Origin of the sequence: Citreicella sp. C3M06 (genome assembly GCF_018860705.1) — a bacterium.
Taxonomy (GTDB): Bacteria; Pseudomonadota; Alphaproteobacteria; order Rhodobacterales; family Rhodobacteraceae; genus Salipiger.
The window spans coordinates 161,641-187,738 of record NZ_JAHKQA010000041.1 but is presented as its reverse complement, the minus strand read 5'-3'; the positions used below and the strand labels follow the sequence as shown (position 1 = coordinate 187,738).

Genomic DNA, 26,098 nt, shown 5'->3' with positions numbered 1-26,098 from the left:
TTCTGTCTAGGCTGTCGCGCGCGATCTGGCGAGCGATATGGGCCTGCGCCTGCGCACAGATCAGGCGTCCGAAAAGCGATATTCGACCTCGGAAAAACTGTCGCGGGGGAAGATGTAGAGAAACCGCAGGCCGTCGCTGCCAGCGACGGTGCCGTGTTCGGCGTCTTCGGGGATATAGAGCGCGGTTTCCGGGCCAATCATGTGCGGTATGCCGTCGATGGTCACGACGCCCGATCCGGTGAGCCCGAAATAGATTTCGGCAGGGCCATGGCGATGCGGCAGCAAGGTGCCCATCGGCCCGAATTCGGCGATGCCGAGGACCATGCCCTTGGTGGGGGTGCGTTCGGCGCTGAACAGGGTGCGCCAGCGGACCGAGCCGAAGGCCGGATCCTCGCCGCCTTCGAGCGGGATTTCCGCGGTATTCGCCAGCGAGGCCAGTGACAGCAGGGCCGCGAGTTGCGGTGCGCTGGCGGGGTCGAATGTGGGCTCCTGCATGGTCTGGCCTTTCGTATGCGCTGATGGGGAATGCTGGCGGCGGGGGGGCTGATTCGTCGCGCTCGAAAGCGACATGTTTGTCGCGATTGGGGGATGTGGTGACCTTGGGGCAAGACCGTCGCATTGGCCCGAGTGCACGGGGCCATTGCGCAGAGAAGGGCGCAGCCTGCCGGGCTGTTCGACAGCGCCATTGCGCGGATGATGGCGGCGCAGGGCGATGGCCGAGCCGTTGCTGTGCAAATGATCTGGCGCGCCGCCCCGCGCCGAGCTAACGCTGGGCGATGAAAACGCTGAACGATCGGCCCGGACTGGGCATCCTCTTTATCTGTGTCGGGGTCGTGGCGATCTCGGTCAACGACATGCTGATCAAGCTGTTGTCGGATGGCTATCCGCTGCACGAGATCGTCGCCGCGCGTTCGGCGGGCGGCTTGGTCATTACCCTGACGCTGGTGCAGCTTGAGGGTGGCTGGGCCAGTCTGCGGACGGCGACACCGGGGCTGCATCTGCTGCGCGGGCTGATGGTCGTGCTGGCCAACATGACCTATTACGCTGCCGTCGCGGTGATCCCGCTGGGGCAGGCGACGGCGCTGTTCTTTGTGGCGCCGCTGTTCATCACCTTGCTGTCGGTGCCGCTGTTGGGCGAAAAGGTCGGGCCGCTGCGCCTTGGCGCGGTGCTGGTGGGCTTGCTGGGCGTGGTGGTGATGCAGCAGCCCTGGAAAGAGGATCTGACGGTGTCGCGCCTCGTGCTGGCGCTGCCGGTGATCTCGGCGCTGTTTTACGCGGTGATGCAGGTGCTGACGCGCAAGCTGGGAATCAGCACGCGGGCGTCGGTGTTGGCGGTGTATCTTCAGGTGGTGTTCCTGGCGGTGTCTTTCGGGTTCTGGCTGGTGGCCGGTGACGGGCGCTATGCGGATCGCTTCGACAGCGACAGCATGCGGTTTTTGCTGCGCCCATGGGTGATGCCGGACAGGCAAGATGCGCTGGTGCTGCTGGGGCTTGGGGTGCTGTCGGGCTTTGTCGGCTATGCGCTGAGCGCCGCCTATCGCATGGCGCAGGCGGCGGTGATCGCGCCGTTCGAATATATCGGGTTGCCGATGGCGATCCTGTGGGGGTGGCTGATCTTTGGCGACTGGCCGGGACTGAGCGTCTGGCTCGGCTGCGCGCTGATCGTCGGGGCTGGGCTGTTCGTTTTCCTGCGCGAGCGTCAGCGTGACCAGCCCGCGCCCGGCCGCCGCAGATTGTGGGGGCGGCGTTGAACGCGCCTTGCGCCGGGCCTATAAGCCGGCGCAGTCGCAACCCGGAGGACCCCATGCAACCGCAGGAGATCGAGCGCCTTTTCACCCGGAGCGGAGAGTATTTCTTTGCCCGCTGGGGGCGGCCTCTGGCCCCGATCGTTTTCGGGGTTGAGGATGAGACGCTGTCCCTGATCAAGGGTGCGTTCGAAGCGCTCTGCACGATGTCAGCCCACACGATGACCGATGGCGACCCCGAGCTTGGCGCCAATGTCATGATGTTCTTTTTCCGCGATTGGGAGGAGCTTCTGGATGTGCCCGACCTTGGGCGGATGGTCGACGGGCTCGAAACGCTGGTGCCCCGGTTGCAGGCGAGCGGAGCGAACCAGTATCGCGCCTTTCGCTTCGATAAGCACGGTGCGATCAAGGCCAGCTTCGTGTTCCTGCGCATGGATGCTGCGCTGTCCGCGCAGCCCGCCGAGGAGCTGGCGTTGTCGCAAGCGGCGCAGGTGATGCTGGCTTGGGGCGAGGCGGCGTTTTCGGACCGCTCGCCGCTGGCGCAGCTCGAGGATGGCCGGGTGGTGCTGCATCCGCAGATCGCGGCGTTGCTGCGCGCGGCCTATGACCCGGTGCTGCCGGTCTGTGCGCGCGATGCAAGCCATGCGCTGAGGCTGGCCGCCCGGATCTAGGGCAAAGACGCTCATCCTTTGGTGTCGCGCCGGATGGTCGGTCCAAAGGACCATCCGGTGCGGAGCGCGACCGGGCGCATGTTGCGCGCGCCCGATCGTTTGATATCAGCCCGCGTTGCAGGCAATGAGGGTCAGGCGCCTACCATCCCGACGATCTCGTAGGTCTTGCGCAGGATCGGCGCGGCGATGGTGCGGGCACGGGTGGCGCCGTCCTTGAGAATGCGGTCGATCTCGGCCGGATCCTGCATGTAGCGCGCCATTTCCGACGAGATCGGCGCCAGCTTGTCCACCGCCAGATCGGCCAGCAACGGCTTGAATTCGCCAAACGGCTTGCCGCCCATCTGCGCCATCACCTCGGCCACTGTTTCGCCTGACAGCGCGGCGTAGATGTTCACGAGGTTGCGCGCCTCGGGGCGTTCCTTGAGCCCGTCGGCGGTTTCGGGCAGCGGCTCGGGATCGGTCTTGGCCTTGCGGATCTTTTTCGCGATGGCGTCGGCGTCGTCGGTCATGTTGATCCGGCTGGCATCCGAGGGATCGGATTTCGACATCTTCTTGGACCCGTCGCGCAGGCTCATGACCCGCGTCGCCGCCCCTTCGATCACCGGTTCGGTCATCGGGAAGAACTCGGTCTTGAAGTCATGGTTGAACTTGGCCGCGATGTCGCGGGTCAGTTCGACATGCTGCTTCTGATCCTCGCCCACGGGCACATGCGTGGCGTGGTAGACGAGAATGTCGGCGGCCATCAGCGCGGGATAGGCCAACAGCCCAAGCGAGGCTTTCTCGGCGTGTTTGCCCGCCTTGTCCTTGAACTGGGTCATGCGGTTCATCCAGCCCATCCGCGCCACGCAGTTGAAGATCCACGCCAGCTGCGTGTGCTCGGGCACCTGCGACTGGTTGAACAGAATCGACTGCGTCGGGTCGAGCCCGGCGGCAAGATAGCCCGCCGTCAGCTCGCGGGTCTGGCGGCGCAGCGCCTCGGGGTCTTGCCAGACAGTGATCGCGTGCATGTCGACGACACAGTAGATCGTCTCGATGCCGCTGCCCTGCATGTCCACGAAACGCTTGATCGCGCCGAGGTAATTGCCGAGCGTCAGGCCACCCGATGGTTGGATGCCGGAAAAGACGCGCGGGGTGAAGGCGGTGGTGCCCTCGGACATGTGTGGTACTCCGTCTGGAACTTCGGGTGGGGTTGGCTTACCCATGCCCCGGCATAGCGTCAAGAAAGAGCCCGCACATGGTCCATCCGATCAACGAACCTCCTCTGAACCCAGTGCCGCCGGTGGTGATGGCGCTGTGCATCGTCATCGTCGGGGTCGAGGCGGTGTTTTCGCTGGGCTCTTACGGCGTGATCGGCGGGCCGGCGGCGGTGGGGTGGCGGCTTGACGCGCTGGAGCGCTTTGCCTTCTTCGCGCCGGTGCTGGACTGGATGTTGCAGACCGGGCGCTATCCGGCATCGGAACTGGTGCGGTTTTTCAGCTACCCGTTCGTGCATGGCAGCTTCATCCACGCCGCCTTTGCCGGGGTGATGCTGCTGGCGATGGGCAAGATGGTGGCCGAAGCGCTGGGGGCAGTGCGCCTGCTGGCGATCTTTTTCGCCTCGAGCCTTGTGGGCGCTTTGGCATACGGACTGCTGGCAACCAGTCAGGCACCGCTGATCGGGGCCTTCCCGCCCGTCTATGGCCTGATCGGGGGCTTTACCTATCTGCTCTGGCTGCGGCTCGGGATGCTGGGCGAAAGCCAGATGCGCGCTTTCGGCCTGATCGGGATGCTGTTGGGCATCCAGCTGCTGTTCGGCCTGCTGTTTGGCGGCTCGCAGGACTGGATCGCCGATATTGCCGGGTTCGTCACCGGCTTTGCGCTGAGCGTGGTGATGGTGCCGGGCGGTTGGGGGCGGCTGCTGGGCAAGCTGCGCCGCTGAAAATGACAAACCCCCGAAAGGCAGGGCCCCGGGGGTCGTCGTCTTCATGGTGTCGGAAGGTCAGCTGACCCCCCGCAATGTCGGCAAGATCGCCGCGGAGGTCTTAGAGGAGACCTTCGCGTTGAAGCTTCTTGCGCGCCAGCTTGCGGGCACGGCGGATGGCCTCGGCCTTCTCGCGCGCTTTTTTCTCGGACGGTTTCTCGAAATGCTGCCGAAGCTTCATTTCACGGAACACGCCTTCGCGCTGCAGCTTCTTCTTCAGAGCGCGGAGCGCCTGATCGACGTTGTTGTCGCGAACACTTACCTGCATGTGGTTTTCACCACCTTTCTAGATTTGAGTTGCAAGGATTTGCAGGAAGCCGCCGTATAGCAAGGCTTTGCCAAACTGTCTAGGCTCCTACATAATGGAGTCTTAGGAGGAAGCCCAATGTCAGATCCCAGAATGGACGATATATCGGGGCGCCTGCTGGACGCGGCGCTCAATCACGTGGCCTTTGACGGCTGGTCGGAAACGACCTTTCGTGCAGCCGTGGCCGATGCCGGGGTCGATCCCGTGGTGGCGCGGGGGTTGTTCCCGCGCGGTGCGGTCGATCTTGCGATGGCGTTTCACCGACGCGGCGACGCGGAAATGGCCGCGAAGCTTGCAGAAATGGACAGCGAGGGGATGCGCTACCGCGATCTGGTGGCGCGTGCCGTGCGCACCCGCATTTCGCTGATCGAGGACCGCGAGGCGGTGCGCCGCGGCACCACGCTGTTTGCTCTGCCGATCTATGCCGCAGACGGCGCCAAGCTGATCTGGGGCACTGCCGACCGGATCTGGGAGGCGCTGGGCGATACCGCCCGTGACTTCAACTGGTACAGCAAGCGGGCGAGCCTTTCGGGGGTGTACTCGTCGACGGTGCTGTATTGGCTTGGCGATGATTCGGACGACAACGAGGCGACCTGGGCCTTTCTCGATCGCCGCATCGAAGACGTGATGCGCATCGAGAAGACCAAGGCAAAGCTGCGGAGCAACCCGCTGATGAAGCGCGTTCTGGCCGGGCCGGAAAAGGTGCTGGGCAAGATCCGCGCGCCGCGATCGGCGACGCAGAATGATATTCCGGGCGGCTGGACCGCGCCGAGATAGGAAGACCAATGACCGATACGATGCGTGCCGTCGAGATTTCTCAGCCCGGCGGCCCCGAGGTTCTGCGCCTGTGCGAGCGCCCCGTGCCGAAGGCCGGCCATGGGCAGGTGGTGATCCGCGTGGCCTATGCCGGGGTGAACCGGCCCGATGCGCTGCAACGCGCGGGCAGCTATGCACCGCCCAAAGGCGCCAGCGATCTGCCGGGGCTTGAAGCCTCGGGCGAGGTGGTCGCGGTTGGCGATGGCGTCGACTGGCCTGCGGTGGGGGATGCGGTCTGTGCCCTGCTGCCGGGCGGCGGTTACGCTGACTATGTCGCGACCCCGGCAGCGCATTGTCTGCCGGTGCCCGCTGCCCTTGGCCTGCGCGAGGCGGCCTGCCTGCCCGAAACGTTCTTTACCGTGTGGTCCAATGTCTTCATGCGCGGCGGGCTGAGCGGCGCAGAGCGGTTCCTTGTGCATGGCGGCTCGTCGGGGATCGGGACGACGGCGATCCAGCTGGCCTCGGTGCTTGGCGCGCGGGTGTTCACCACCGCCGGGTCGGATGAGAAATGCGCCGCCTGCCGCGAGCTAGGGGCAGAGCGCGCCATCAACTACCGCGACGAGGATTTTGTCGAGGTGCTGCGCGCCGAGGGCGGGGCGAACCTGATCCTTGATATGGTGGGCGGCGATTACCTGCCGCGCAACGTCAAGGCGCTGGCCGATGATGGGCGGCTGGTGCAGATCGCCTTCCTTCAGGGGCCGAAGGTCGAGCTGAACTTTGCGCAGGTGATGATGCGCCGGCTGACCATCACCGGCTCGACCCTGCGCCCGCAAAGCGATCTTGCCAAGGCGCGCATCGCGCAGGCGCTCAAGGCGAGCGCATGGCCACTGCTCGAGGCAGGGCGCGTGGCGCCGGTGATGGATTCCGAATTCGCGCTGAAGGACGCCGCAAAGGCCCATGCGCGGATGGAAAGCTCGGGACATATCGGAAAGATCGTGCTGAAACTGGCCTGAGCGTCGAGGCTTTTTCGCAGGAATAATCGCTTCCGGCGCATAGCAGGGATTATTCGTGCGAATGATCCCGGGCACCCGGACTGACAGGAGAGGACTATAATGGCCAGAACCGTGATCGTCGAGGCCCATGGCGGCCCCGAGGCGCTGAAGATCGTCGAGCGCGAGGTTGGCGCGCCGGGACCGGGCGAGATCCGCATTCGTCACAAGGCCTGCGGGCTGAACTTCATCGATTGCTATCAGCGCTCGGGGCTGTACCCGATGATGATGCCGGCGGCGCTGGGCATGGAAGCCTCTGGCGTGATTGAAGCGGTGGGCGAAGGGGTCAGCCATCTGGCCCCCGGTGATCGCGCCGCCTATGCCAGCGTGCCTCCGGGTGCCTATACCGAGGCGCGGGTGATGCCCGCCGCGCAGGTCTGCAAGCTGCCCGTCGCGATTTCCTTCGAAGAAGGCGCGGCGATGATGCTCAAGGGGCTGACGGTGCAATACCTGTTCCACCGCACCACGCCGCTGAAGGCCGGGGATACCGTGTTGTTTCACGCCGCCGCGGGCGGGGTCGGGCTGATCGCCTGCCAATGGGCGAAATCCGAAGGCATCCGCCTGATCGGCACCGCCGGGTCGGATGAGAAATGCGCCCTCGCGCTGGAACACGGGGCCGATGCCTGCATCAACTACGCCACCGAAGACTGGGCGGCCCGCGTGCGCGAGCTGACCGATGGCAAGGGCGTCGACGTGGTGATGGACAGCGTCGGCAAGTCGACCTTCGAGGGCTCGCTCGACAGTCTCAAGCCGCTGGGCATGATGATCTCGTTTGGCAACGCCTCGGGGCCGGTCGAGGCGTTCAACCTTGGCATTCTGGGTCAGAAGGGTTCGCTGAAGCTGACGCGCCCGACGCTGTTCACTCATATCGCCGATCCTGCCGCCTGTCAGGAAATGGCGACGATGCTGTTCGACAAGGTCGCCAGCGGCGCGGTCAAGATCCGCATCGGCCAGAGCTTTCCGCTGGAGCAGGTCGCCGACGCGCATCGCGCGCTCGAGGCGCGCGGCACGACGGGGCAAACCATCCTGACGCTGTGACGCCGCGCCGGGCGGGGGATTGGCCCGGCCTGGCATTGCAACAGATCACGGAACGGCGGCAGCAGACCCCCCATTTCGGCAGGCGCTCTGGCGTGATGTCTTGCAGGATCCGCCAGTGCCCGGTCGGTGCAGACTGGTTAGCCCTGCGGATCGCGCCAGGCGAAAAACTCGGGCCCGGCCCTGTCCAGCAGGCTGCGTGCCAGCGCGCGGCCAAGCACTGCCGCTTGCGTTGCGGGGCCGCTGATCTCGTCCGCCCAGGAGGCGCTGCCATCCGGCGACAGGATCTCTCCGCGCAAGCGCAGCTGATCATCGCTCAACTCGGCCAGCGCCGCGATGGGCGTTTCGCACGAGCCATCCAGCGTGGCCAAAAAGCTGCGCTCGGCGGCAAGGCGGGTCGCGGTGGGTGCGTCATGGATCGCCGACAGCATGGCCGCGATGCGGGCATCAATGCTGCGCCGTTCAATCCCGATGGCACCCTGCGCCACGGCGGGCAGCATCTCGTCCGGTGACATCGGCGTCATCGGCACGTCGCTCATGCCCATGCGGTTCAGCCCCGCCATGGCAAGAAAGGTCGCCGCCGCCACGCCGTCATCCAGCTTTTTCAGGCGGGTCTGCAGGTTGCCGCGAAATTCCACCACGCTCAGGTCGGGCCGCCGGTTCAGCAACTGCGCGCGTCGGCGCAGCGACGAGGTGCCCACCACGGTGCCCGGTGCCAGATCCGCCAGCCCGGCAGCGCCCGGCGCGATGAAGGCATCGCGCACATCCTCGCGCGGAAGATAGCAGTCCAGCACCAGCCCTGCGGGCTGCTCGGTCGGCATGTCCTTCATCGAATGCACCGCGATGTCGATGCCGCCCGACAAGAGCTGCTCTTCGATTTCGCGGGTGAACAGCCCCTTGTTGCCGATTTCCTTCAGCGGACGGTCGGCGGCGATCATCGCGCGGTCGTCGCCGGTGGTGCGGATCACCACCACCTCGAACGCCGCCTCGGGCAGATCGAACGCGGCCATCAGGCGGGCGCGGGTCTCATAGGCCTGCGCCAGCGCCAAAGGCGAGCCACGGGTGCCGATCTTGAGGGGCTGGGCGGGGGTCGGAAGCTCTTGCGTCATGGCAAAAGCTTTATGTCGCGGGCGGGGCGCTGGCAATGGGGCGCGAATTGACATATTGCCCCGGTGACCAACCGGGAGGCCAGCGAAATGACCAAGACGATCCTGCGCGCGCTTAAGGGCGAAACCCTGCCGACACCGCCGATCTGGATGATGCGTCAAGCCGGGCGCTACCTGCCGGAATACAAGGCGACGCGGGCGCAGGCGGGCGATTTCCTGTCGCTGTGCTACAACCCCGAGCTGGCCGCCGAGGTGACGCTTCAGCCGATCCGCCGCTATGGCTTTGACGCTGCGATCCTGTTCGCCGACATCCTGCTGCTGCCGCAGGCGCTGGGCGCGGATCTGTGGTTCGTCACCGGCGAGGGGCCGCGCCTGTCGACGATCACCGCCGATGCCGAATTCGACAAGCTGGGCCGCGGCGAGATGATCCACGACACGCTTGGCCCGATCTACGAGACGATCAGAATCCTGCGCCGGGAACTGCCGAGCGAAACCACGCTGATCGGCTTCGCCGGGGCGCCGTGGACGGTGGCCACCTATATGATCGCCGGGCAGGGCACGCCGGATCAAGGCCCGGCCCATGCGCTCAAGGCCGAGAACCGGGCGCTGTTCGAAAAGATCATCGAGCGGCTGACCGAAAGCACCATCGACTATCTGTCGGCGCAGGTCGACGCCGGGGCCGAGGTGGTCAAGCTGTTCGACAGCTGGGCGGGTTCGCTCAAGGGTGCGGATTTCGATCGCTACGCGCTGGAACCGGCGCGGATCATCACCCAGGAATTGAAAGCGCGCCACCCGGGCCTGCCGGTCATCGCCTTTCCGCGTCAGGCCGGCGACAAGTACATCGGTTTTCACGCCGCCACCGGGGCCGATTGCGTCGCCGTCGATGACAGCGTGACGCCGGAATGGATCGCCGAACATGTGCAGCCACATGGCTGCGTGCAGGGCAACCTTGCCTCGAAGCACATGGTGACAGGCGGAGACGACCTTGTGCGCGAAACCCGTCGCGTGGTCGATGCGCTGAAGAATGGCCCGCATATCTTCAACCTTGGGCATGGCATCACCCCCGATGCCGATCCCGAGAACGTTCAACTGATGATCGACACCGTGCGCAACGGCTAAGGGCGCAGCGCGGCGCGAGCCTGCAGTAAGGTCTGCTCCGGCGTGCCCGAGGCGTCGATGCGCAGCCAGTGGCCGGGCAACTGCGCTTGCAGGGCCTGCCGTTGCACCACCTCTGCGGTGGCGTCGGACGCATCGGCGCGCCGGTCGGTGACGCGCGCTTGCAGGATGGCGGTATCGGCCTCCAGCCACAGGGGGCGGAACGGCACGCCCGCGCGCTGGGCCAGCGTTTGCACATCATGGCGCTCTGACGGGGCAAGCCATGTGGCATCCAGCAACACGCTGCGATTGGCGGCCAGCAGGGTTTGCGCGCGGCGCATCAGCTGGTCATACACGGCGGTGGTCACAGCGGCCCCATAGGCATCATCTGGCAGATGATCCAGCGGCTGGACCCCGGCCAGCGCCTTGCGTTCCAGATCCGAGCGCAGATGCACCGCGCCCGGGCTTGGCCCCACCAGCGTTGCCAGATCGCGCGCCAGCGTGGTCTTGCCGACCCCTGACATGCCGCCAACTGCCAGCAGCATCGGCGTCTGCGGCGTGAAATCCGCCAAGGCGTCATCCAGAAAACCCCGCGCGGCGTCGATATGGCCGCTGGCGCTGTGGGTGGCGCGGGCGGTCTGGATCTCGACCATGGCGCGGATCGCCGCGCGGATGCCAAGGAACAGCGGCAGCGCGGCGCTGCCCGCATCCTCGCGGCCCTTCGCGGCAAACAGCCACGCATCCAGCGTCATGCAGGCCGCGCGGGTCAGGCCGCGGTGGCGCAGATCCATCACCAGAAAGGCCAGATCGTACAGCACATCGCAGGTGCCCAGCACCTCGTCGAATTCCAGCGCGTCAAACGGCACGGGCCGCCCGTCGAGCAGCACCAGATTGCGCAGGTGCAGATCGCCGTGACAGCGGCGCACCGCGCCGGCCTGTGCGCGCTGTGTCAACAGCGGCGCGACAGCGGCCAGCGCGGCGCGGGCGCGAATGTCAAAGCTGCGCACCCGGTCTGCGCCCAGCTCTTCGGTCATCCCGGCAAAGGCCGCGGTCAGCTCGTCGATGATATCGCAGATCAGCTTGGTGCCGTCGGCGGCCCGCTGCGGTGCGGCCTCGTGATAGGCCCGCACCGATTCGCCAAGCGCGATGCTCAGGTGATCGTCCAGCGCGCCGCGATCGGCGATTTCTGACAATTCGTCCTCTTGCGGAAATCGTTTCATCCGCAGCACCCATTCCACCGCCGGGCCGGGGCCGTCCAGTTCCAGCCCGCCGCCCGCCGCGCGGCTCAGCGCCACAACGTCGCGGTAAATCCCCGGAGCCGCGCCCGCGTTCAGCGACAGCTCGCGTTCCAGCATCGCCCGCCGCCGCGGCAGGGTCGAGAAATCCATGTAATCGTAGGTCACTGCGCGCTTGATCTTCCACGCCTCGTCCCCGGACAGAAACACATGCGCCCCGTGGGTCTGCACATGTGTCACGGTTTCGCCGCCATGGTTGGCAGGGGCGCAAAGCCAGTCGATGGTCTGTTGTTGTGTATCGGTCATGGCGGTCTCTGCGACAAGAATAGCGCGTGGATGGCATGGCTGTACATGCGCCGGGTCAAGACAGGCTCGCGCAATCTGTGGTAGATTTGCACTGTCATGCATGGAGGAGGCAAGACATGAACATGATCACTCACGAGGACCGGCTTCACGTCGAACGCAAGATCCATCCAGAATTCCGTGTCCAATGGAGCGCGGAGCCTTGGGCCATCACCACGACGCTGGAGACCGTGCTCGACATCGGCACCGAGGTGCAGAGATTCTGCACCGACCGTTTCCGCGCGGATTGCGTCACGCACCAGCGTTTGCTGCATTGCCGCACTCCGGCCGACCTGATGGGGGTTCAGGCCTGTTTCATGCGCCGTGCAGTCGCTGATTATCGCGCCCACACGGCGAAGATGGTCAAGCTGGCCGAACGCCTGTGGTTCCCCACGGCGCAGGCCTAGCCAAAGACATAGCTGCCGGGCGCGGGGCAAAGCGTGTCCAGCGGGTTGCACTCGTCCGGCACCGCCCGCACCCCGCGGGACCGCCCGGCAAGCCATTCGGTCCAGGCGGGCCACCACGACCCGTCCACGGGGGTCAGGCCCGCCTGCCATTGATCGGCTTCCCCGGCATGACCCTGCACATCGCCGATGCGGTAGTGCCGCCGCGGATGCCCCGGCTCTGACACGATCCCGGCATTATGCCCGCCGCTTGTCAGCACAAAGGTCTTTTCGCCATTGGCAAGATGGGTGATCTTCCACACCGATTGCCACGGCGCGACATGGTCCTTTTCGGTGCCCACCGCAAAGATCGGCACGGTGATATCCTCGATCGACACCGGCGCACCGCCGACCTTGTAGCGCCCCAGCGCCAGCCGGTTTTCCAGAAACAGCTGGCGCAGATATTCCGAATGCATCCGGGCAGGCATCCGCGTGGCATCGGCATTCCACGCCATCAGATCATTCATCGTGCCCCGCTCGCCCAGCAGATATTCGCGGATCGTGCGCGACCAGATCAGATCGTTCGAGCGCAGCATCTGGAACGCCCCGGCCATCTGGTCGGACTTGAGGTAGCCCTGTTCGGCCATGATATCCTCGAGAAACGCCACCTGGCTGTCGTCGATGAACAGGGTGATCTCACCGGCTTCGGTGAAATCGACCTGCGCGGCCAGCAGCGTGAGCGAGGCAATGCGCGTGTCTTTGTCGCGCGCCAGCGCGGCGGCGGCGATCGACAGCAGCGTGCCGCCAAGGCAATAGCCCGCCGTGTGGATGCGCTGGCCCGGCACGGCGCGTTCGATGGCATCAAGCGCGTCAAACACCCCAAGGCGCAGGTAATCCTCCATCCCGAGGTCGGCATCCTCGGCCTGCGGATTGAGCCACGAGACCATCCAGACCTCGATCCCCTGATCGACGAGGAAGCGCACCAGCGAATTCTGTGCCGACAGATCGAGGATGTAGTATTTCATGATCCACGCAGGCACGATCAGCAGCGGTTCGGCCAGCACCGTTTTGGTGGGGGGCCGATAGCGGATCAGCTCGATCAGGCGGTTGCGATAGACCACCTCGCCGGGGGTGGTGGCGAGGGTTTCGCCAACCTCAAAGCCGGCGCCGGGGTGGGGGCGGTCATCCATCCGCGACAGGTCTTCAAGCCAGTTGTGAAAGCCACGCACAAGGTTCTGCCCGGCCTCATCGCGGGTGCGTTCCAGCACCACGGGGTTGGTCGCCGCGTAATTCGACGGTGCCAGCATGTCTAGCGTCTGGCGGGCGGCGAAATTGGTCATCTGGGCGTGGCGCGGGGCCACGCCGAGCACGCCGGTGGTGGCAGCATCCCACCAGTCTTCGGTCAGCAAAAACCATTGCGCCAGAATGTTGAACGGGGCGCTCTGCCATTGCGGATCGCGAAAGCGCTTGTCATTGGCCATGCAGGCGCAGGCCTCGCCTTGCGGCGGCAGCGGACAGGTGATCGCGGCCTGCAGGGCGCGCCCCGCATTGGCGATGGCCTTTTCCTGAAGCTCGGCCTGTTTCGCCGGAGAGCCCGCAAGATGCACCCCCCAGTCGAACCATGCGGTGGCAAGGCCCATCGGGGACAGGCCGCCGGTCAGGCTTCCGATGGTGGCATGGAAGGCCCGGTCAATGGCGTTGTGCGGAGCATCGCCTATTGCCGGAACCGCGTCGGCGGGGGGGAGGGGAACCACGTGTTTCATGCCGTGATGCTGGCACGAAACCGCGTTGCGCGGCTTGATCCGGCGCAACTTCTGCGGGTCTGCGCCGGGTAAATTTCTCAGGCTGGCGAGATTGCGCGTCACATGCGGCTTGTTCGGGGGCTGGATCAGGCGGGCTGCGGCGCGGGGCTGCGCAGCTTGCCCGCGCCCCATGCGCTGAGCGCGACCATCACGGCGGCAGTGCCAAGGCAGGCGGGCAGGCCGCCGAGCTGATAGCTGGCCCCCGACAGCACGGTGCCGATCAGCCGCCCCGCCGCGTTGGCCATGTAGTAGAAGCCCACATCCATGGTGACCCGCCGCTCATCGGTCAGGGCAAGGATCAGGTAGGAATGCAGCGCCGAATTTACCGCGAACAGCGCGCCGAACACCAGCAGCCCGGCCACCAGCGTCGTGGTCAGCCACGGCGCCGGTTCCCCCGCCACCAGTACCAGCACGGTCAGTAGCGCGGGCACCACCGCCAGCGCCAGCGCCCAGCGGCGGGCGTCATGGATCAGGGCTGCGCCGCGGGTCTTGGCCTTCAGCAGCCTTGGGGCCGCGGCCTGCACTGCGCCGTAAAGGATGATCCAGACCGCCATGAAGCTGCCGATGGTGAAGAACGCCAGCCGGTTGCCCGCCTCGGTGCCATCCGACAGCACCGCGTAGAAATAGATCGGGATACCAACCACGAACCACACATCGCGCGCGCCGAACAGGAAGACCCGCGCAAAGCTCAGCCAGTTGATGTTGCGGTTCTTCGAGAGCACCTCGGAGAATTTCGCGTCCTTGCGCCCGGTGGGCAACCCGCCCGGCATCTTCAGCGCCACGGCGACAAGGATCAGCGCGAGGATCGCCGCCATGCCCAGCACCGCCGGTACGAACCCCGCCAGCCCGAGCAGCGCTGCGCCCAGCAGAAAGCCAACGCCCTTTACCGCGTTCTTCGACCCGGTGAGCATCGCGACCCAGCGGAACAGCCCGTCACCGCCCTTGGGGGCCAGCAGCTTGACGGCGGATTTCGATGACATTTTTGCCAGATCCTTGGCCACCCCGGAGGCGCCTTGCACCAGCATGACAAAGACCACCGACGCCCCGATTGCCCAGTCCGGGTTCAGCTGCGCCAGCGCCAGCAGCGCCGCCACCTGCAAGCCCAGCCCGGCATAAAGCGTCGAGGTCAGGCCGAACCGCGCCGCGATCCAGCCCGCCGACAGGTTGGTGATCACCCCCGCGATCTCGTAAAGCACGAACAGATAGGCCAGCTGCACCGGGCTGAATCCCAGCGTGTGGAAATGCAGCAGCACCAGCATCCGCAGCGCGCCGTCTGTCAGCATGAAAGCCCAATAGGCGGCGGTGACGGCGACATAGGCGGCGAGGGGGCGTTCTGACATGGCGGGCTCTGCTTGCATAAGGGGCGTGTGCTTGGATGACAGGGCGAGGTAACGCCGGTATGTCAGAGGGCCGCGCCGACCATCAGCACAACATCTGCGAGCCGGTTGGCATAGCCCCATTCGTTGTCATACCACGCGTAGACCTTCAGCTGGGTGCCGTTGGTGACCATGGTCGAAGGGGCATCGACGATGCTGCTGCGCGGATCGTTGGTGTAATCGCAGCTGACCAGCGGGCGGGTTTCATAGCCAAGGATGCCGCTCAGCGGGCCATTGGCGGCCGCCTCGAACAGGGCGTTGACCTCGGCGGCGGTGGTCTCGCGCTCCAGCTCGAAGACGCAATCGGTCAGCGAGGCGTTCAGCAGCGGCACGCGCACGGCATGGCCGTTCAGCTTGCCGGTCAGTTCGGGGTAGATCAGCGTGATCGCGGTGGCGCTGCCGGTGGTGGTCGGGATCAGCGAATTGAGCGCCGAGCGGGCGCGGCGCAGATCCTTGGCGGGGCGGTCGACGATGGTTTGGGTGTTGGTCACGTCGTGGATCGTGGTGATCATGCCGTGCTTGATGCCCAGATTTTCGTGGATGACCTTGACCACGGGTGCGAGGCAGTTGGTGGTGCAGCTCGCCGCCGTGACGATGCTGTGCTGCGCCGGGTCGTAATCGTGGTTGTTCACGCCGTAGACGATATTGGCGGTAGGGCCATCCTTGACGGGGGCCGACACCACGACTTTTTTCACCCCGGCGGCAAAATAGGGGGCAAGCTTTGCCTCGGTCTTGAAGACGCCGGTGCAGTCGATGACAACATCCACCCCGTCCAGCGGCAGATCCTCGATGCGCTTTTGCGTGTGGACGGGCAGGCGCGTGCCGTCGATGGTGATGCTATCGGCATCATGGCTGAAGGCGGCGGGCCAGCGGCCGTGCACCGTGTCGAATTCCAGCAGATGGGCGTGCATCTCGGGGTTGCCGACGGCGTCGTTGATCCACGCGATCTTTGCGCCTTTTTCCAGCAGTGGACGAAGGGCAAGCTTGCCCATGCGGCCAAGGCCGTTCAGCGCGTAGGTGGTCATTGGTCGGCTCCTTCGGAGGTGGTGGCGAGATCATCAAGCGCGTGCTGCAGCGAGATTCGGTCGAGCGTGTCCAGCGGCAGGGCCGCGAAGGCGGTGAGACGGTGCTTGAGCATCCCGAAGACCTGCTGGAAGGCGAGCATCCGTTCGGCGTCGCTGCCAGTGGCCTTGACCGGGTCGGGCAGGCCCCAATGGGCGCTGATCGGCTGGCCGGGCCATGCGGGGCATTCCTCGTTGGCGGCGCGGTCGCAGACAGTGAAGACGAAATCGAGCTTTGGCGCCGAGTCTCCCCAGAATTCCGAGATGTGCTTGGCGCGCAGGTTCGAGGTGTCGATCCCCTTGCCAGACAGCATCTGCACGGCGGTCGGGTTCAATTCTGAATAGGGCCGGGTGCCGGCCGAGAAGGCGCGGAACCGGTCTCCGGCGAGCCGGGTGAGCAGAGATTCTGCGATGATCGACCGGGCGGAATTGCCGGTGCAGATGAAGAGGACGTTGTATTTCCCGTCGGTCATGTCGATCCCTTTCGGTTTCTCGGCAAGGCACAGCTCTGGCCTGCCGCGACAGCAATCATCGGTCAGAAATCCGACCAGCCCTTGCACCGCCGTTACATTGGCGCGGTACAGGAGCGAGCGGCCCTCGCGGGTTTTCTCGATCAGCCCGGCCTCGCGCAGCGCAGCGAGGTAAACCGAGGCGGTCGAGGGTTTGAACCCCAGCGCCGTGCCGATCTCGCCCGCGGGGACGGCATCGGGATAGCGGCGCATGAGCAGCCGGAACAGATCCATGCGCTGCTTGTGGGCGAGGGTCGCGAGTTGTTCGAATCTCTTCATTTCCATATTTCATGAATTAGTGAATTAATTGGCGGGGCGCAAGCCGGAATATTGCACACCGACAGACACGCTCGCTCGGGTGCGCGCGCCGGATGCCTCCGGCGGGAGTTTATCTGGCAAGATGAAGGCCGAGGCCGCGCCCATCTGGCAGGCGCGGACTGGTTTAGCTGGAGATGCCGGCCATCCGGGCATGGTGCAGGGCGGCGACGGCGCAGGAGGCGAGGCGGCTCATGTCATCATCGGCGCGGCTGTTGAGGATGATCGGAACGCGGGCGCCCAGCACAAGGCCGGCAGCTTCGGCATGGCTGATGTAGGTCAGCTGCTTTGCCAGCATGTTGCCCGCGTCGAGATTTGGCACCACGAGGATGTCGGCGCGCCCGGCAACCGCCGAGGTGATGCCCTTGGTCCTTGCGGCGGCGATGTCGACCGCGTTGTCCATGGCCAGCGGGCCATCGACCAGCCCGCCGGTGATCTGGCCGCGCTCCGCCATCTTGGACAGCAGCGCCGCGTCGATGGAGGAGGGAATGTCGGGGTTCACGGTTTCGGTGGCGGAAAGCACGCCGACCTTGGGTTCCTCGACTCCAAGCGAGATTGCGAGGTCGATGGCGTTTTGGGTGATGTCGACCTTGGTTTTCAAATCGGGCGCGATGTTGATCGCGGCGTCGGTCACCAGAATCGGATGCGGCTGGCCGGGCACGTCCATCACGAAGATATGGGTGAAGCGACGCCCCATGCGCAGCCCGGTCTGCTTGTCGAGAATCGGGCGCAGCAGCTGATCGGTGTGCAGGTGCCCCTTCATGATCGCCTGAGCGGCGCCGGAATGGCACAGCTCGACCGCCTTGCGGGCCGCGTCGCGGTGCAGCGGCTCGTCGATGATCTCGACCCCGTCGAGGGACAGACCCATGGTTCTGGCGACGTCGAGAATGCGGGCGGAGGAGCCGATCAGGATCGGGTCGATCAACGTGTGATCGCGCGCCTTGAGAGCGCCGCCCAGCGAATTTGGTTCTTCGGGGCAGACAACGGCAGTGCGCAGCGCCGCAAGCGGTTCGGCCTTGTGCAGCAGCTTTTCGAAATGCCGGTGGCGCTGGACGATGAGGCCGGGCAGGTCGTGGCTGTTGTAGCTAACCTTCTGACGGGGGGCGTAGACCTCGGCCATGCCGGACAGCACGAGGGTGTTGCCGGTGATGCGGCGGACCTCGGTGGCGAGGGTAACGCTGGTGTCATTGTCGTTCTTGTCGGTGACGATGACGTGAATGGTCACCTCGTCGCCGGCGAAGACGCGGCCGTGGTATTCCCAGCTTTGTCGGCGGTAAACGGTGCCCGCCCCCGGCATGACGCTGCCAAGCACAGCACCCACGAGCGCTGCAACGAAGGAGCCGGGCGCAATCGCCTCGGGGTGCCCGTCGCCGTCGCCATCCTTGTTGTGGATGTGCAGCGGGTTGTGGTTGCCCGAGACATTGGCATAGACGAGCAGATCATCGGCGGTGCACAGGCGGCGCAGTTCGGCCTGATCGCCGACCTTGAGTTCGTCAAAGGTTCGATTCTCGATTTGCATGCGGCTCTCCGGCTGGCTGCGCAGCGGTGCGCCGGATCCGCCCTGTCAGGCGAATGCAGCACACCGGATCTTTGCGCTCAGCTATACCCGGATACTTGCAGGTTTCCATGACCTGGAACTGCGTCGGCTCGCCGCAGTGCGGCGAATCCGAGTGATTTCCGCAAGATCGCCTTAAGGGGGCTGAAATATGATGCAGCCCGCGATCACCCGAGCAGCTCGCGCAGCATCGGAAGCAGATGCGCGGCGGTTTCCTCGTGGGCCTGCGGGCCCATGAGTTCGGCGGCGGCGCTTGCTTCGAAATCGCTGTAGATCATCCCCGGCGCACCATGCCTGCGGGCCGGATCGGAGAGCGGGGTTTCCACAAGCCCGGCAATGCGGGGTCGCAGCGCGTCCAGCATGGCACGATCAACGAAAAGCGGATCGCCCTGCGTATCGCTGACCGGTTTGTCCGACGGCGCGCGATCGGCGAACCAGAGCAGCAGCACCCGCCCGCGCAGAAGCGTCAGCAGATGTTTCATGCGCGCCACCCAGGCGATGCGCAATTCCAGCACCACCTCGTTGAACCGCTCTGGTGACAGTTGCTTCAATCGGCCAAGCATGTGCCGGTTGAAATGGAATTCGGTAAAGTCGACCTCTGGATACAGTTGTTGCAACCGGTCCGACGCCCGCAGGAAGCGGTCATTGCGACGGGGATGCACGCTGTAATAGCGGTTCGACATGTTCTGCGCGCCCATCACCTGAACCACGCAGGTCTGCGCCTTTTCCGCGAGCCCGATGATCGCCGGATCATGCAGATACAGATCGAGCCCGGCATTGACGGCGCCGAAGTTGACGCAGGGAAATCCAATTTGATGCTCGATCAGAGCCGGGAACGGCGTTTCAATAAATCTCCCATATGTTTCGGTTCCCCCGAGGAATCCTATGTAGGATTCATCGAGTCTGCGGCGCGGGCCGCGGAACAATACACGTGATCTTCCGTATCGACACGGAAAATAGTCTAGCGCAGCTTGCGCTGGTACGGCGACGGTCATCCCACCCACCTTTCACTCATCTCACCCGATGATGACTTTGGAAGATTCGCCTTTCGATTTCGCTAAGACGAAAAACCAGAAGATTCCGCCCGCCTGTCCTTGCGACCTTTCCCGGCCTATGACTATCGTGCAGCCGACAATTCAGAGGTGCGGACGATGGAAATCAACACGATCGGGGTGATCGGCGCGGGGCAGATGGGCAATGGGATCGCCCATGTGATGGCGCTGGCCGGGTACGAGGTGCGGCTGTCGGATATCAGCCAGGACGCGCTCGACAAGGCGATCGCCCTGATCGGCAAGAACCTGGACCGTCAGGTGAGCCGCGAAAAGATCACCGCCGAAGAGCGCGATGCCGCCATGGGGCGCATCCGCGCGACGCTTGATCTGGCCGAGATTGGTGCGACCGATCTGGTGATCGAGGCCGCGACGGAACAGGAAAGCGTCAAGCAGAAGATTTTCGACAGCATTGCGCCGCACCTGAAGCCGCACACGATCCTGACCTCGAACACCTCGTCGATCTCGATCACCCGGCTGGCGTCGCGCACGGATCGGCCAGAGAAATTCCTCGGGTTCCATTTCATGAATCCGGTGCCGCTGATGCAGCTGGTCGAACTGATCCGGGGCATTGCCACCGATCAAGAGACCTACAAGGCCTGTCTGGCCGTGGTCGAAAGGCTTGGCAAGACCGCCGCGAGCGCCGAGGATTTCCCGGCCTTCATCGTCAACCGCATCCTTGTGCCGATGATCAACGAGGCGGTCTACACGCTGTATGAAGGCGTCGGGAATGTCCGATCCATCGACATGGCGATGAAGCTGGGCGCAAACCACCCGATGGGGCCGCTGGAACTGGCGGATTTCATCGGGCTCGACACCTGTCTTGCGATCATGAACGTGCTGCATGAAGGTCTGGCGGATACCAAGTACCGCCCATGCCCGCTCTTGACGAAATACGTCGAGGCGGGATGGCTCGGGCGCAAGACCAAGCGCGGCTTTTACGATTATCGCGGCGACGAGCCGGTGCCGACCCGCTGATCCCACGGCACGGGCAGGATTTGTCCTGCGACAGATCCTGACACCCTTTGCCTGAGGGCGGACGAGACCCTGTTTTCAGCTCTGGCCGAGTGAATTTTCGCCCAGCGACAAGGTGCGCTCGCGCAGCCAGCCGATGAAGTCGCGCTGCTTACCGGCCCAGTCTTTCAGCTCGGCAGGAAAGATCGGTTGTCCGACCACCGGGTTCTGTGCGCGCCCGCAGGCGTGCATGACTTCGTGGATCAGCAAGCCTTGCCGCAGCGTCGGCGAAATCCGGTTGGCGATCTGGTAGGCTCGGCTGTTCTGACCGGGGAAATAGATCGGCACCACCGTTGCCCCCGACCGCTGGATCATCTTGGCGGTGAACGGGTTCCACGTCGCTTCGACAGCCGATCCGAACAGGGTCTGCGACGAGGCCACTGTGCCGGAGGGGAACAGGGCGATCACGCCGCCGGTCCTCAGATGATCCATCGCCCGGGTCCGCATCTCGAGGCTCTGCTCGCGGGCGTGCTCTTCGTGAGGGAAGGGCACCGGGATCATGAATTCCTCGATCTCGGGAACGCCAGTCAGCAGCGCGCGGGTCAGGATGCGGTAATCGGTGCGCACGCGCCCGATCAGCTCGGCGAGGATCATGCCATCGACCAGCCCGTGCGGGTGGTTTGCGACAACAACCACCGGACCGGTCGCCGGAATGTTGCGGATCTGCGCCTCGGGGGTCAGCAGCGGAATGCGCATATGCTCCAGCGCATGGGCCCAGAAGGCCTGACCGCTGCGCACACCGTCGCGTTCGACCCGGCGCACCAGCTGGATCAGCGGGATCTTTCCCGTTGCCCATTCCATCGCGCGGATGGTGTTTGCCTTCCAAGGATTGGTGAAGGTGTTGGCGTAGCTGAGCTTGCGCTTGTCATACGGCGCCTGGGCCGGAGGCGTCATGCTGCGCCGAGACAGCGAGGCCTGAGAACTATCCAACATGCGCTTGCTTCGACCCGTATTTTGGCCAGTTTCCTGGTCTTCCGTCTTGCAGCCATCCGTGGGTGACCTGTTCTCTGGCGCCTGATCGGCGCTCAGTCGTCCTCTCCGAACCGGTGCGCGACAAGAGCTTCCAATGCATCCGCAAGCGCCTCTGCGTCCGGGCCGGACGTTTCGATCTCAATAAAGGTTCCCCTGGAGGCTGCCAACATCAAAAGCCCCATGATGCTGTCACCGCCGGCGCTCAGCCCGTCCTTCGAGACCTCGGCGCGGGCATCAAAGCCTTCGACCACCTCGACAAGCTTGGCCGAAGCACGGGCGTGCAGCCCCTTTTCGTTCACGATCTTGAGTTTACGCTGTACCGTTTCGGTCATGGTCTCTTTCCTGCACGCGTCAGACTGGCCGGTTCACCGGGGATCAGGCTTGATGTTCGCGCTGTCAATATACTTGCGGGCGGCTTCGAGCGCGCCCTTTACCGCATCGGGTACATCCATTTGCCGGCTTTTCGCCAGCTTGATCAGCATCGGCAGGTTCATGCCGTAGAGGATCCGCCGGTTTTCCTGCTGAGAGGCAAGCAGCGACAGGTTCGAGGGCGAGCCGCCGAACAGATCGGTGACAAGCACCACGCCATCGCCAGTGTCGACATCATCAGCGGCGGTGCAGATCTCGGCCTGCTTGCGGGCGCGATCGTGGTCGGCTTCGATCGACACGGCGATCACGCCGGGCTGTGTGCCGACCACATGCTCGACCGCGGCAAGGTATTCCCGCGCCAGCCCTCCATGGGCGACGATCACGATGCCGATCACGCTTGCCGTCCTCCGAGATCCTCTCGCGTCGGGGCGGGCACGGCCAGCCCCCTGCGCTCCAGTTCGCGGTGTCTACATGACACCTGCCAGCCGTGCTCTGCAAGGCTGCGTGCCAAGGTTTCCGCGACGGTAACAGACCGATGCTGCCCGCCGGTACAGCCCAGCCCGAAAGCCAGATGCGCCTTGCCTTCTTCCTTGCAGGCCGGAAGCACGAACAAGGCGAGGCTGGTCAGCTTGTCGACGAAAGGCGCGAAGCGCGCGTCGCGGCCGACGTGATCTTGTACGGCGGGGTCGAGCCCGGTCAGGCTGCGCAGCGCAGGCTCCCAATACGGGTTGTCGAGGAAGCGGCAGTCGAACGCCCAGTCCAGCCCCTGCGGCAGGCCGCGCTTGTAGGAAAAGCTCTGGACTGACACCGCAAGGCGCTGCCCGGCATCGTCGGTGAACAGGCTTTCCATCCGCGCGCGCAAATCATGCGGCGACAGTTCGGAGGTGTCGATCAGGATATCTGCGGCGTTGCGCGCCTCGTTCAGCAGGGACATTTCGCGCGCGATGCCCGCGGTATAGCTTTCGTCCGGCGACATCGGGTGGCGGCGGCGGGTTTCGGAATAGCGCCGGGCCAGCACGTCGGGCAGGCAATCGAGATAAAGCAACTGTACCGAGATCCGCTGATCCTGCCCAAGCGCGCGATAGAGGTCGAGCAGGCGCAGCACCGAGAATTCCCGGTTGCGAATATCGACCCCCAGCGCGACAGGGCGCGACAGCGCGCCGCCCTCAAGCAGCCGCGGAATCAGGCTGAGCGGGATATTGTCGATCGCCTCGAAGCCGAAATCCTCTAGCGCGTTGATCGCGGTGGACCGTCCGGCGCCTGACGGGCCGGTGACAAGGACCACTCTCTGGGTCCGCGCCTGTTGGTCCGTCTGCAAGAGGTCTTCCCTTCGTCCGCCGCGGAGATACTGTATGAGCGCTGCCGGGAAAGTGGGGGTGAGCGCGCGGCTTAGCAAGGGGATTCTGCGCCCGTGCAGCATGATTTCGCGGCGGTGCGGCAAGCGTGCAGTTTCGGTTTCATCCAGATCGAGAACCGCCGCCAGCCGCACCCGCCCGGCCATTGCAGCGCCAAGCAGCCCCAGCCCGCGCGCCTCGATCAGCCCGTTCAGCGCCTCGGGGCAGGACAGCCAGAGCGCCTCGCCCTCAGGCGTGACAATCACCTGATCATCCGCCACCAGCACCGCGCCGCGCGCCAGCAATTCCAAGGCAAGGCCGGATTTTCCACGCCCGGATGCGCCGCGGATCAGCAGCCCCATCCCGTCCACCGCGACGGCGGTGGCATGGATCACAGAGGCACCTTCGGGGATCATGCCCTAGATCGGGAGGCCCACGACGAAGCGCGCGCCAAGCGGTTCAGAGGTGACGTCGGCCTCGGTGGGGCGGATGTTTTCGGCCCAGATCACGCCGCCATGCGCCTCGACGATCTGCTTGGAAATCGCAAGGCCAAGACCCGAGTTGTTGCCAAAATCGTTCTCGGGGCGTTGCGAGTAAAAGCGTTTGAAGATCTTTTGCAGCGCCTCTTCGGGGATGCCGGGGCCGGTATCCTCGACCACCACAAGCACGCGATTGTCGCGGCGTCTGGCCCAGACGCGGATGGCGTCGCCATCTTCGCAAAAGCTGACGGCGTTGCTGATCAGGTTGACGAACACCTGCGCCAACCGGGGTTCAAGCCCGTTGATCATGATCGGACGGGGAGGCAGGTCGGTGATGAATTCCACCCCTTTGCGGCGCGCATCTTCACCCAGAAACTGGGCGAGATTTCCGAGCATCTCCAGCAGGTTGAATTCCTGCTCTTCTTCCTTGACCAGTTCGGAATCCAGCCGCGAAGCATTGGAAATGTCGCTGACCAGCCGGTCGAGGCGACGCACGTCATGTTCGATGACGTCCAGCAGCTTGGCACGATGTTCGTCTTTCTTGACGATGCGCAGGCTGCCGATGGCAGAGCGCAGGCTTGCCAGCGGGTTCTTGATTTCATGTGCAACATCAGCGGCGAACTGCTCGTTGCTGTCGATGCGGTCATAGAGCGCCGAGACCATGCCGCGCAGCGAACCGGACAGGCGGCCGATTTCGTCGGGGCGGGCGGTCAGGTCGGGAATGCGGATGCGGCGCGAAGTGCCCCCCTTGCCCTTGTGGTTGCGCTCGCGCCCGATTTCGGCGGCATCGGCCAGATCGGAGATCGGGTTGGCAATGGTCGAGGCGAGCACAAGGCTCAGCCCGATCGACACCAGCGTGGCGATGACGAACATCTGAAGCACCCGCTCGCGTTCGGCGCTGACGGTGGCGTCGATTTCGGCCGCGGTCGAGACCAGCGCCACGGTGCCAACGATGGCATCGCCCTGCCGGATCGGCGAGAAGGCGGTGAATAGCGTCTTGCCGGTGGCATCCTTGCCCGGAAGAACCCGTGTCAGCGTCAGATCGCCGCTTTCAATCATCCGCCGCAGCTTGTCCTCGGTGGCAAGATTCGGCGCATCCTCGAAATAGGCGAACATGCCCGCGATGCCGCGCCAGACCGTATCGAGGAAATCCGAAATCAGCGTCGGGCGATTATCGCCGCGCGGGTCCGATGGCATCAGCTCGGGCAGGGTGCCGATGGTTTCGCCGACAAGGAAGTTGCCAGCGTCGAAGACGAGCAGATCGACCCCCCGGCGCAGGTCGAGCCCGGCGAGAATGCCGGGCACGTCGACCTCGGGAGCGGTGCCGATCGATAGCGGCGCTCCGTCCGGCAGCCGGGTTTCGATGACGTCGGCGATCAGCTCGACCTCGGAGCCAAGCGCATTGCCACGTTGCAGGACCAGCGTATCGCGTGACGAGTTCAGCCAGAGAATCCCGGCCACCAGCACGTTCAGCGCGATCAGGTTGAACGTGATGATCTTGCGGGTCAGCGGCGAACGGTTGAGCGAAAACAGACTTCTGCGCGCACGGCTGGCGCGAAGTTCCTTTTCGATGGTGTTGTCGGGGACAACCCAGTCATCCCCCAGCACCACATCTGCGTCAGTCCGATCGCCCGAGCCTTCGTCGCGCATCAATATTCCTTCGGCCAGCGCCATGCCTCACTCTTCGTTGTAGCGGTAACCGATTCCGTAAAGGGTTTCGATTGCGGAAAACTCGGCATCCACGGTGCGCATCTTCTTGCGCAGGCGCTTGATGTGGCTGTCGATGGTGCGGTCGTCGACATAGACCTGATCGTCATAGGCTACGTCCATCAGCTGATCGCGGGATTTCACGAAGCCGGGGCGCTGCGCCAGCGCCTGAAGCAGCAGGAATTCCGTCACGGTCAGCGACACGTCGCCGCCTTTCCAACTGACCGCATGGCGCAGCGGATCCATGGTCAGCGAGCCGCGTGTCATCAGCTTGGTCTCCTCGGTGTCGCCCACGACGTCACCGGCCACCGCTTCCTGACGGCGCAGCAGCGCACGAATGCGTTCGACCAGAAGCCGCTGGCTGAACGGTTTCTTGACGTAATCATCCGCGCCCATGCGCAGGCCGAGCACCTCGTCGATCTCGTCATCCTTCGAGGTCAGGAAGATCACCGGCATCTTGGATTTCTGTCGCACCCGCTGAAGCAGGTCCATGCCATCCATGCGGGGCATCTTGATGTCGAAGACCGCCATGTCCGGCATCTGCTTGCTGAATGCGTCGAGCGCGGCCTGCCCGTCATTGTAGGTTTCGACTTCGAATCCCTCGGCTTCCAGAGTCATCGACACGGATGTCAGGATATTCCTGTCATCGTCCACGAGCGCAATTTTTGACATTGGCTACTTCCTTTAACTGCTCATCACGCCTGATTTTTCTCGCACTATGCGGTGCTTGCGGGCCTTCGACAATATTTAACAGCGAATCAGGCAGGGGTCGGTCTGTATCTCAGCCGAAATTCCCCAATAAATGACTAAAATGTCTCAGAGCGGCTGTCTCTGGTAGCGAAGGCGCGAAATTGCTAACGCTAAACGAAACT

At 64.5% G+C, this 26,098-nt stretch carries 26 protein-coding genes and 1 pseudogene; 9 read left to right on the top strand and 18 right to left on the bottom strand.

Annotation, left to right across the window (positions count from 1 at the left end):
• Positions 1-60: 60 nt before the first annotated feature.
• Complete coding sequence (locus KO516_RS09255; RefSeq protein WP_216003500.1) at positions 61-495, bottom strand: cupin domain-containing protein; 435 nt, start codon at positions 493-495, stop codon at positions 61-63.
• 281 nt (positions 496-776) lie between these two features.
• Here KO516_RS09255 and KO516_RS09250 point away from each other — a divergent pair, with 281 nt between their 5' ends.
• Together KO516_RS09250 and KO516_RS09245 are read left to right on the top strand one after the other, a co-directional pair.
• Positions 777-1,751 (top strand): DMT family transporter, encoded by a 975-nt coding sequence (locus tag KO516_RS09250; protein WP_216003499.1) that lies wholly within the window; start codon positions 777-779, stop codon positions 1,749-1,751.
• A 53-nt stretch (positions 1,752-1,804) separates the two neighbouring features.
• Complete coding sequence (locus KO516_RS09245; RefSeq protein ID WP_216003498.1) at positions 1,805-2,416, top strand: hypothetical protein; 612 nt, start codon at positions 1,805-1,807, stop codon at positions 2,414-2,416.
• 131 nt (positions 2,417-2,547) lie between these two features.
• Here KO516_RS09245 and trpS read toward each other — a convergent pair whose 3' ends face one another.
• A complete protein-coding gene (trpS, locus tag KO516_RS09240; RefSeq protein WP_216003497.1) occupies positions 2,548-3,573 on the bottom strand; it encodes a tryptophan--tRNA ligase in 1,026 nt (341 codons plus the stop codon).
• Positions 3,574-3,650: 77 nt separating this feature from the next.
• Here trpS and KO516_RS09235 point away from each other — a divergent pair, with 77 nt between their 5' ends.
• On the top strand, positions 3,651-4,334 hold the full coding sequence (locus KO516_RS09235; protein WP_216003496.1) for a rhomboid family intramembrane serine protease: 684 nt from the start codon (positions 3,651-3,653) through the stop codon (positions 4,332-4,334).
• Between the two features lie 103 nt (positions 4,335-4,437).
• On the opposite strand, the gene rpsU is transcribed toward KO516_RS09235, so the two are convergent.
• Positions 4,438-4,644 carry a 30S ribosomal protein S21 gene (gene rpsU / locus KO516_RS09230; RefSeq protein WP_009505830.1) on the bottom strand — a complete coding sequence of 69 codons (207 nt, stop codon included), beginning with the start codon at positions 4,642-4,644 and terminating at the stop codon, positions 4,438-4,440.
• 117 nt (positions 4,645-4,761) lie between these two features.
• On the opposite strand from rpsU, the gene KO516_RS09225 reads away from it, so the two are divergent.
• The 3 genes from KO516_RS09225 to KO516_RS09215 all read left to right on the top strand — a co-directional run bounded on the left by KO516_RS09225 (position 4,762) and on the right by KO516_RS09215 (position 7,526).
• Positions 4,762-5,460, top strand: a complete 699-nt coding sequence (locus tag KO516_RS09225; protein WP_216003495.1) for a COQ9 family protein — start codon at positions 4,762-4,764, stop codon at positions 5,458-5,460.
• An 8-nt stretch (positions 5,461-5,468) separates the two neighbouring features.
• Complete coding sequence (locus KO516_RS09220; RefSeq protein WP_216003494.1) at positions 5,469-6,452, top strand: NAD(P)H-quinone oxidoreductase; 984 nt, start codon at positions 5,469-5,471, stop codon at positions 6,450-6,452.
• 99 nt (positions 6,453-6,551) lie between these two features.
• Positions 6,552-7,526, top strand: a complete 975-nt coding sequence (locus KO516_RS09215; RefSeq protein ID WP_216003493.1) for a quinone oxidoreductase — start codon at positions 6,552-6,554, stop codon at positions 7,524-7,526.
• Between the two features lie 137 nt (positions 7,527-7,663).
• On the opposite strand, the gene hemC is transcribed toward KO516_RS09215, so the two are convergent.
• The gene (gene hemC / locus KO516_RS09210; RefSeq protein WP_216003492.1) at positions 7,664-8,632 is read right to left on the bottom strand and encodes a hydroxymethylbilane synthase; all 969 of its coding nucleotides are present in this window, start codon (positions 8,630-8,632) and stop codon (positions 7,664-7,666) included.
• A gap of 87 nt (positions 8,633-8,719) precedes the next feature.
• Here hemC and hemE point away from each other — a divergent pair, with 87 nt between their 5' ends.
• Entirely contained in the window at positions 8,720-9,748 is a 1,029-nt protein-coding gene (hemE, locus tag KO516_RS09205) for a uroporphyrinogen decarboxylase (RefSeq protein ID WP_216003491.1), read from the top strand.
• Here hemE and KO516_RS09200 read toward each other — a convergent pair.
• Positions 9,745-11,265, bottom strand: a complete 1,521-nt coding sequence (locus KO516_RS09200; RefSeq protein WP_216003490.1) for a bifunctional aminoglycoside phosphotransferase/ATP-binding protein — start codon at positions 11,263-11,265, stop codon at positions 9,745-9,747. The two genes, hemE and KO516_RS09200, sit on opposite strands and share 4 nt — an antisense overlap.
• Positions 11,266-11,381: 116 nt before the next feature.
• On the opposite strand from KO516_RS09200, the gene KO516_RS09195 reads away from it, so the two are divergent.
• Positions 11,382-11,708 (top strand): phasin family protein, encoded by a 327-nt coding sequence (locus KO516_RS09195; protein ID WP_216003489.1) that lies wholly within the window; start codon positions 11,382-11,384, stop codon positions 11,706-11,708.
• Here KO516_RS09195 and KO516_RS09190 read toward each other — a convergent pair.
• The 6 genes from KO516_RS09190 to KO516_RS09165 all read right to left on the bottom strand — a co-directional run bounded on the left by KO516_RS09190 (position 11,705) and on the right by KO516_RS09165 (position 19,297).
• The gene (locus tag KO516_RS09190) at positions 11,705-13,447 is read right to left on the bottom strand and encodes an alpha/beta hydrolase (RefSeq protein ID WP_216003488.1); all 1,743 of its coding nucleotides are present in this window, start codon (positions 13,445-13,447) and stop codon (positions 11,705-11,707) included. The genes KO516_RS09195 and KO516_RS09190 overlap by 4 nt on opposite strands.
• A gap of 125 nt (positions 13,448-13,572) precedes the next feature.
• Positions 13,573-14,826, bottom strand: coding sequence for an organoarsenical effux MFS transporter ArsJ (gene arsJ / locus KO516_RS09185; protein WP_216003487.1), 1,254 nt, complete (start codon positions 14,824-14,826; stop codon positions 13,573-13,575).
• Positions 14,827-14,888: 62 nt separating this feature from the next.
• Positions 14,889-15,887, bottom strand: a complete 999-nt coding sequence (locus KO516_RS09180) for an ArsJ-associated glyceraldehyde-3-phosphate dehydrogenase (RefSeq protein ID WP_216003486.1) — start codon at positions 15,885-15,887, stop codon at positions 14,889-14,891.
• Positions 15,884-16,717, bottom strand: a complete 834-nt coding sequence (locus KO516_RS09175) for a helix-turn-helix domain-containing protein (protein ID WP_216003485.1) — start codon at positions 16,715-16,717, stop codon at positions 15,884-15,886. The genes KO516_RS09180 and KO516_RS09175 overlap by 4 nt, the downstream gene beginning before the upstream one ends.
• Before the next feature lie 157 nt (positions 16,718-16,874).
• On the bottom strand, positions 16,875-18,266 hold the full coding sequence (locus KO516_RS09170) for a bifunctional enoyl-CoA hydratase/phosphate acetyltransferase (RefSeq protein WP_216003484.1): 1,392 nt from the start codon (positions 18,264-18,266) through the stop codon (positions 16,875-16,877).
• A 203-nt stretch (positions 18,267-18,469) separates the two neighbouring features.
• Positions 18,470-19,297: a DUF6473 family protein gene (locus KO516_RS09165; RefSeq protein WP_216003483.1), complete on the bottom strand. Its 828-nt coding sequence runs from the start codon at positions 19,295-19,297 to the stop codon at positions 18,470-18,472.
• A 156-nt stretch (positions 19,298-19,453) separates the two neighbouring features.
• Here KO516_RS09165 and KO516_RS09160 point away from each other — a divergent pair, with 156 nt between their 5' ends.
• Positions 19,454-20,329, top strand: a complete 876-nt coding sequence (locus tag KO516_RS09160) for a 3-hydroxybutyryl-CoA dehydrogenase (RefSeq protein WP_216003482.1) — start codon at positions 19,454-19,456, stop codon at positions 20,327-20,329.
• Between the two features lie 75 nt (positions 20,330-20,404).
• Here KO516_RS09160 and KO516_RS09155 read toward each other — a convergent pair whose 3' ends face one another.
• The 7 genes and pseudogenes from KO516_RS09155 to KO516_RS09130 all read right to left on the bottom strand — a co-directional run bounded on the left by KO516_RS09155 (position 20,405) and on the right by KO516_RS09130 (position 25,898).
• A complete protein-coding gene (locus KO516_RS09155; RefSeq protein ID WP_216003481.1) occupies positions 20,405-21,298 on the bottom strand; it encodes a lysophospholipid acyltransferase family protein in 894 nt (297 codons plus the stop codon).
• 92 nt (positions 21,299-21,390) lie between these two features.
• Entirely contained in the window at positions 21,391-21,669 is a 279-nt protein-coding gene (locus tag KO516_RS09150; protein ID WP_216003480.1) for an HPr family phosphocarrier protein, read from the bottom strand.
• Positions 21,670-21,702: 33 nt separating this feature from the next.
• A complete protein-coding gene (locus KO516_RS09145; RefSeq protein WP_216003479.1) occupies positions 21,703-22,101 on the bottom strand; it encodes a PTS sugar transporter subunit IIA in 399 nt (132 codons plus the stop codon).
• Entirely contained in the window at positions 22,098-23,024 is a 927-nt protein-coding gene (gene rapZ, locus KO516_RS09140) for an RNase adapter RapZ (protein WP_252737501.1), read from the bottom strand. The genes KO516_RS09145 and rapZ overlap by 4 nt, the downstream gene beginning before the upstream one ends.
• Positions 23,025-23,225: 201 nt before the next feature.
• Positions 23,226-23,456 (bottom strand): annotated as a pseudogene (locus KO516_RS24535) (HPr kinase/phosphorylase); the annotation flags it as partial.
• Between the two features lie 3 nt (positions 23,457-23,459).
• Positions 23,460-25,193 carry a sensor histidine kinase gene (locus tag KO516_RS09135; protein ID WP_216003477.1) on the bottom strand — a complete coding sequence of 578 codons (1,734 nt, stop codon included), beginning with the start codon at positions 25,191-25,193 and terminating at the stop codon, positions 23,460-23,462.
• A gap of 3 nt (positions 25,194-25,196) precedes the next feature.
• Positions 25,197-25,898, bottom strand: coding sequence for a response regulator transcription factor (locus tag KO516_RS09130; protein WP_216003476.1), 702 nt, complete (start codon positions 25,896-25,898; stop codon positions 25,197-25,199).
• Between the last annotated feature and the right edge of the window lie 200 nt (positions 25,899-26,098).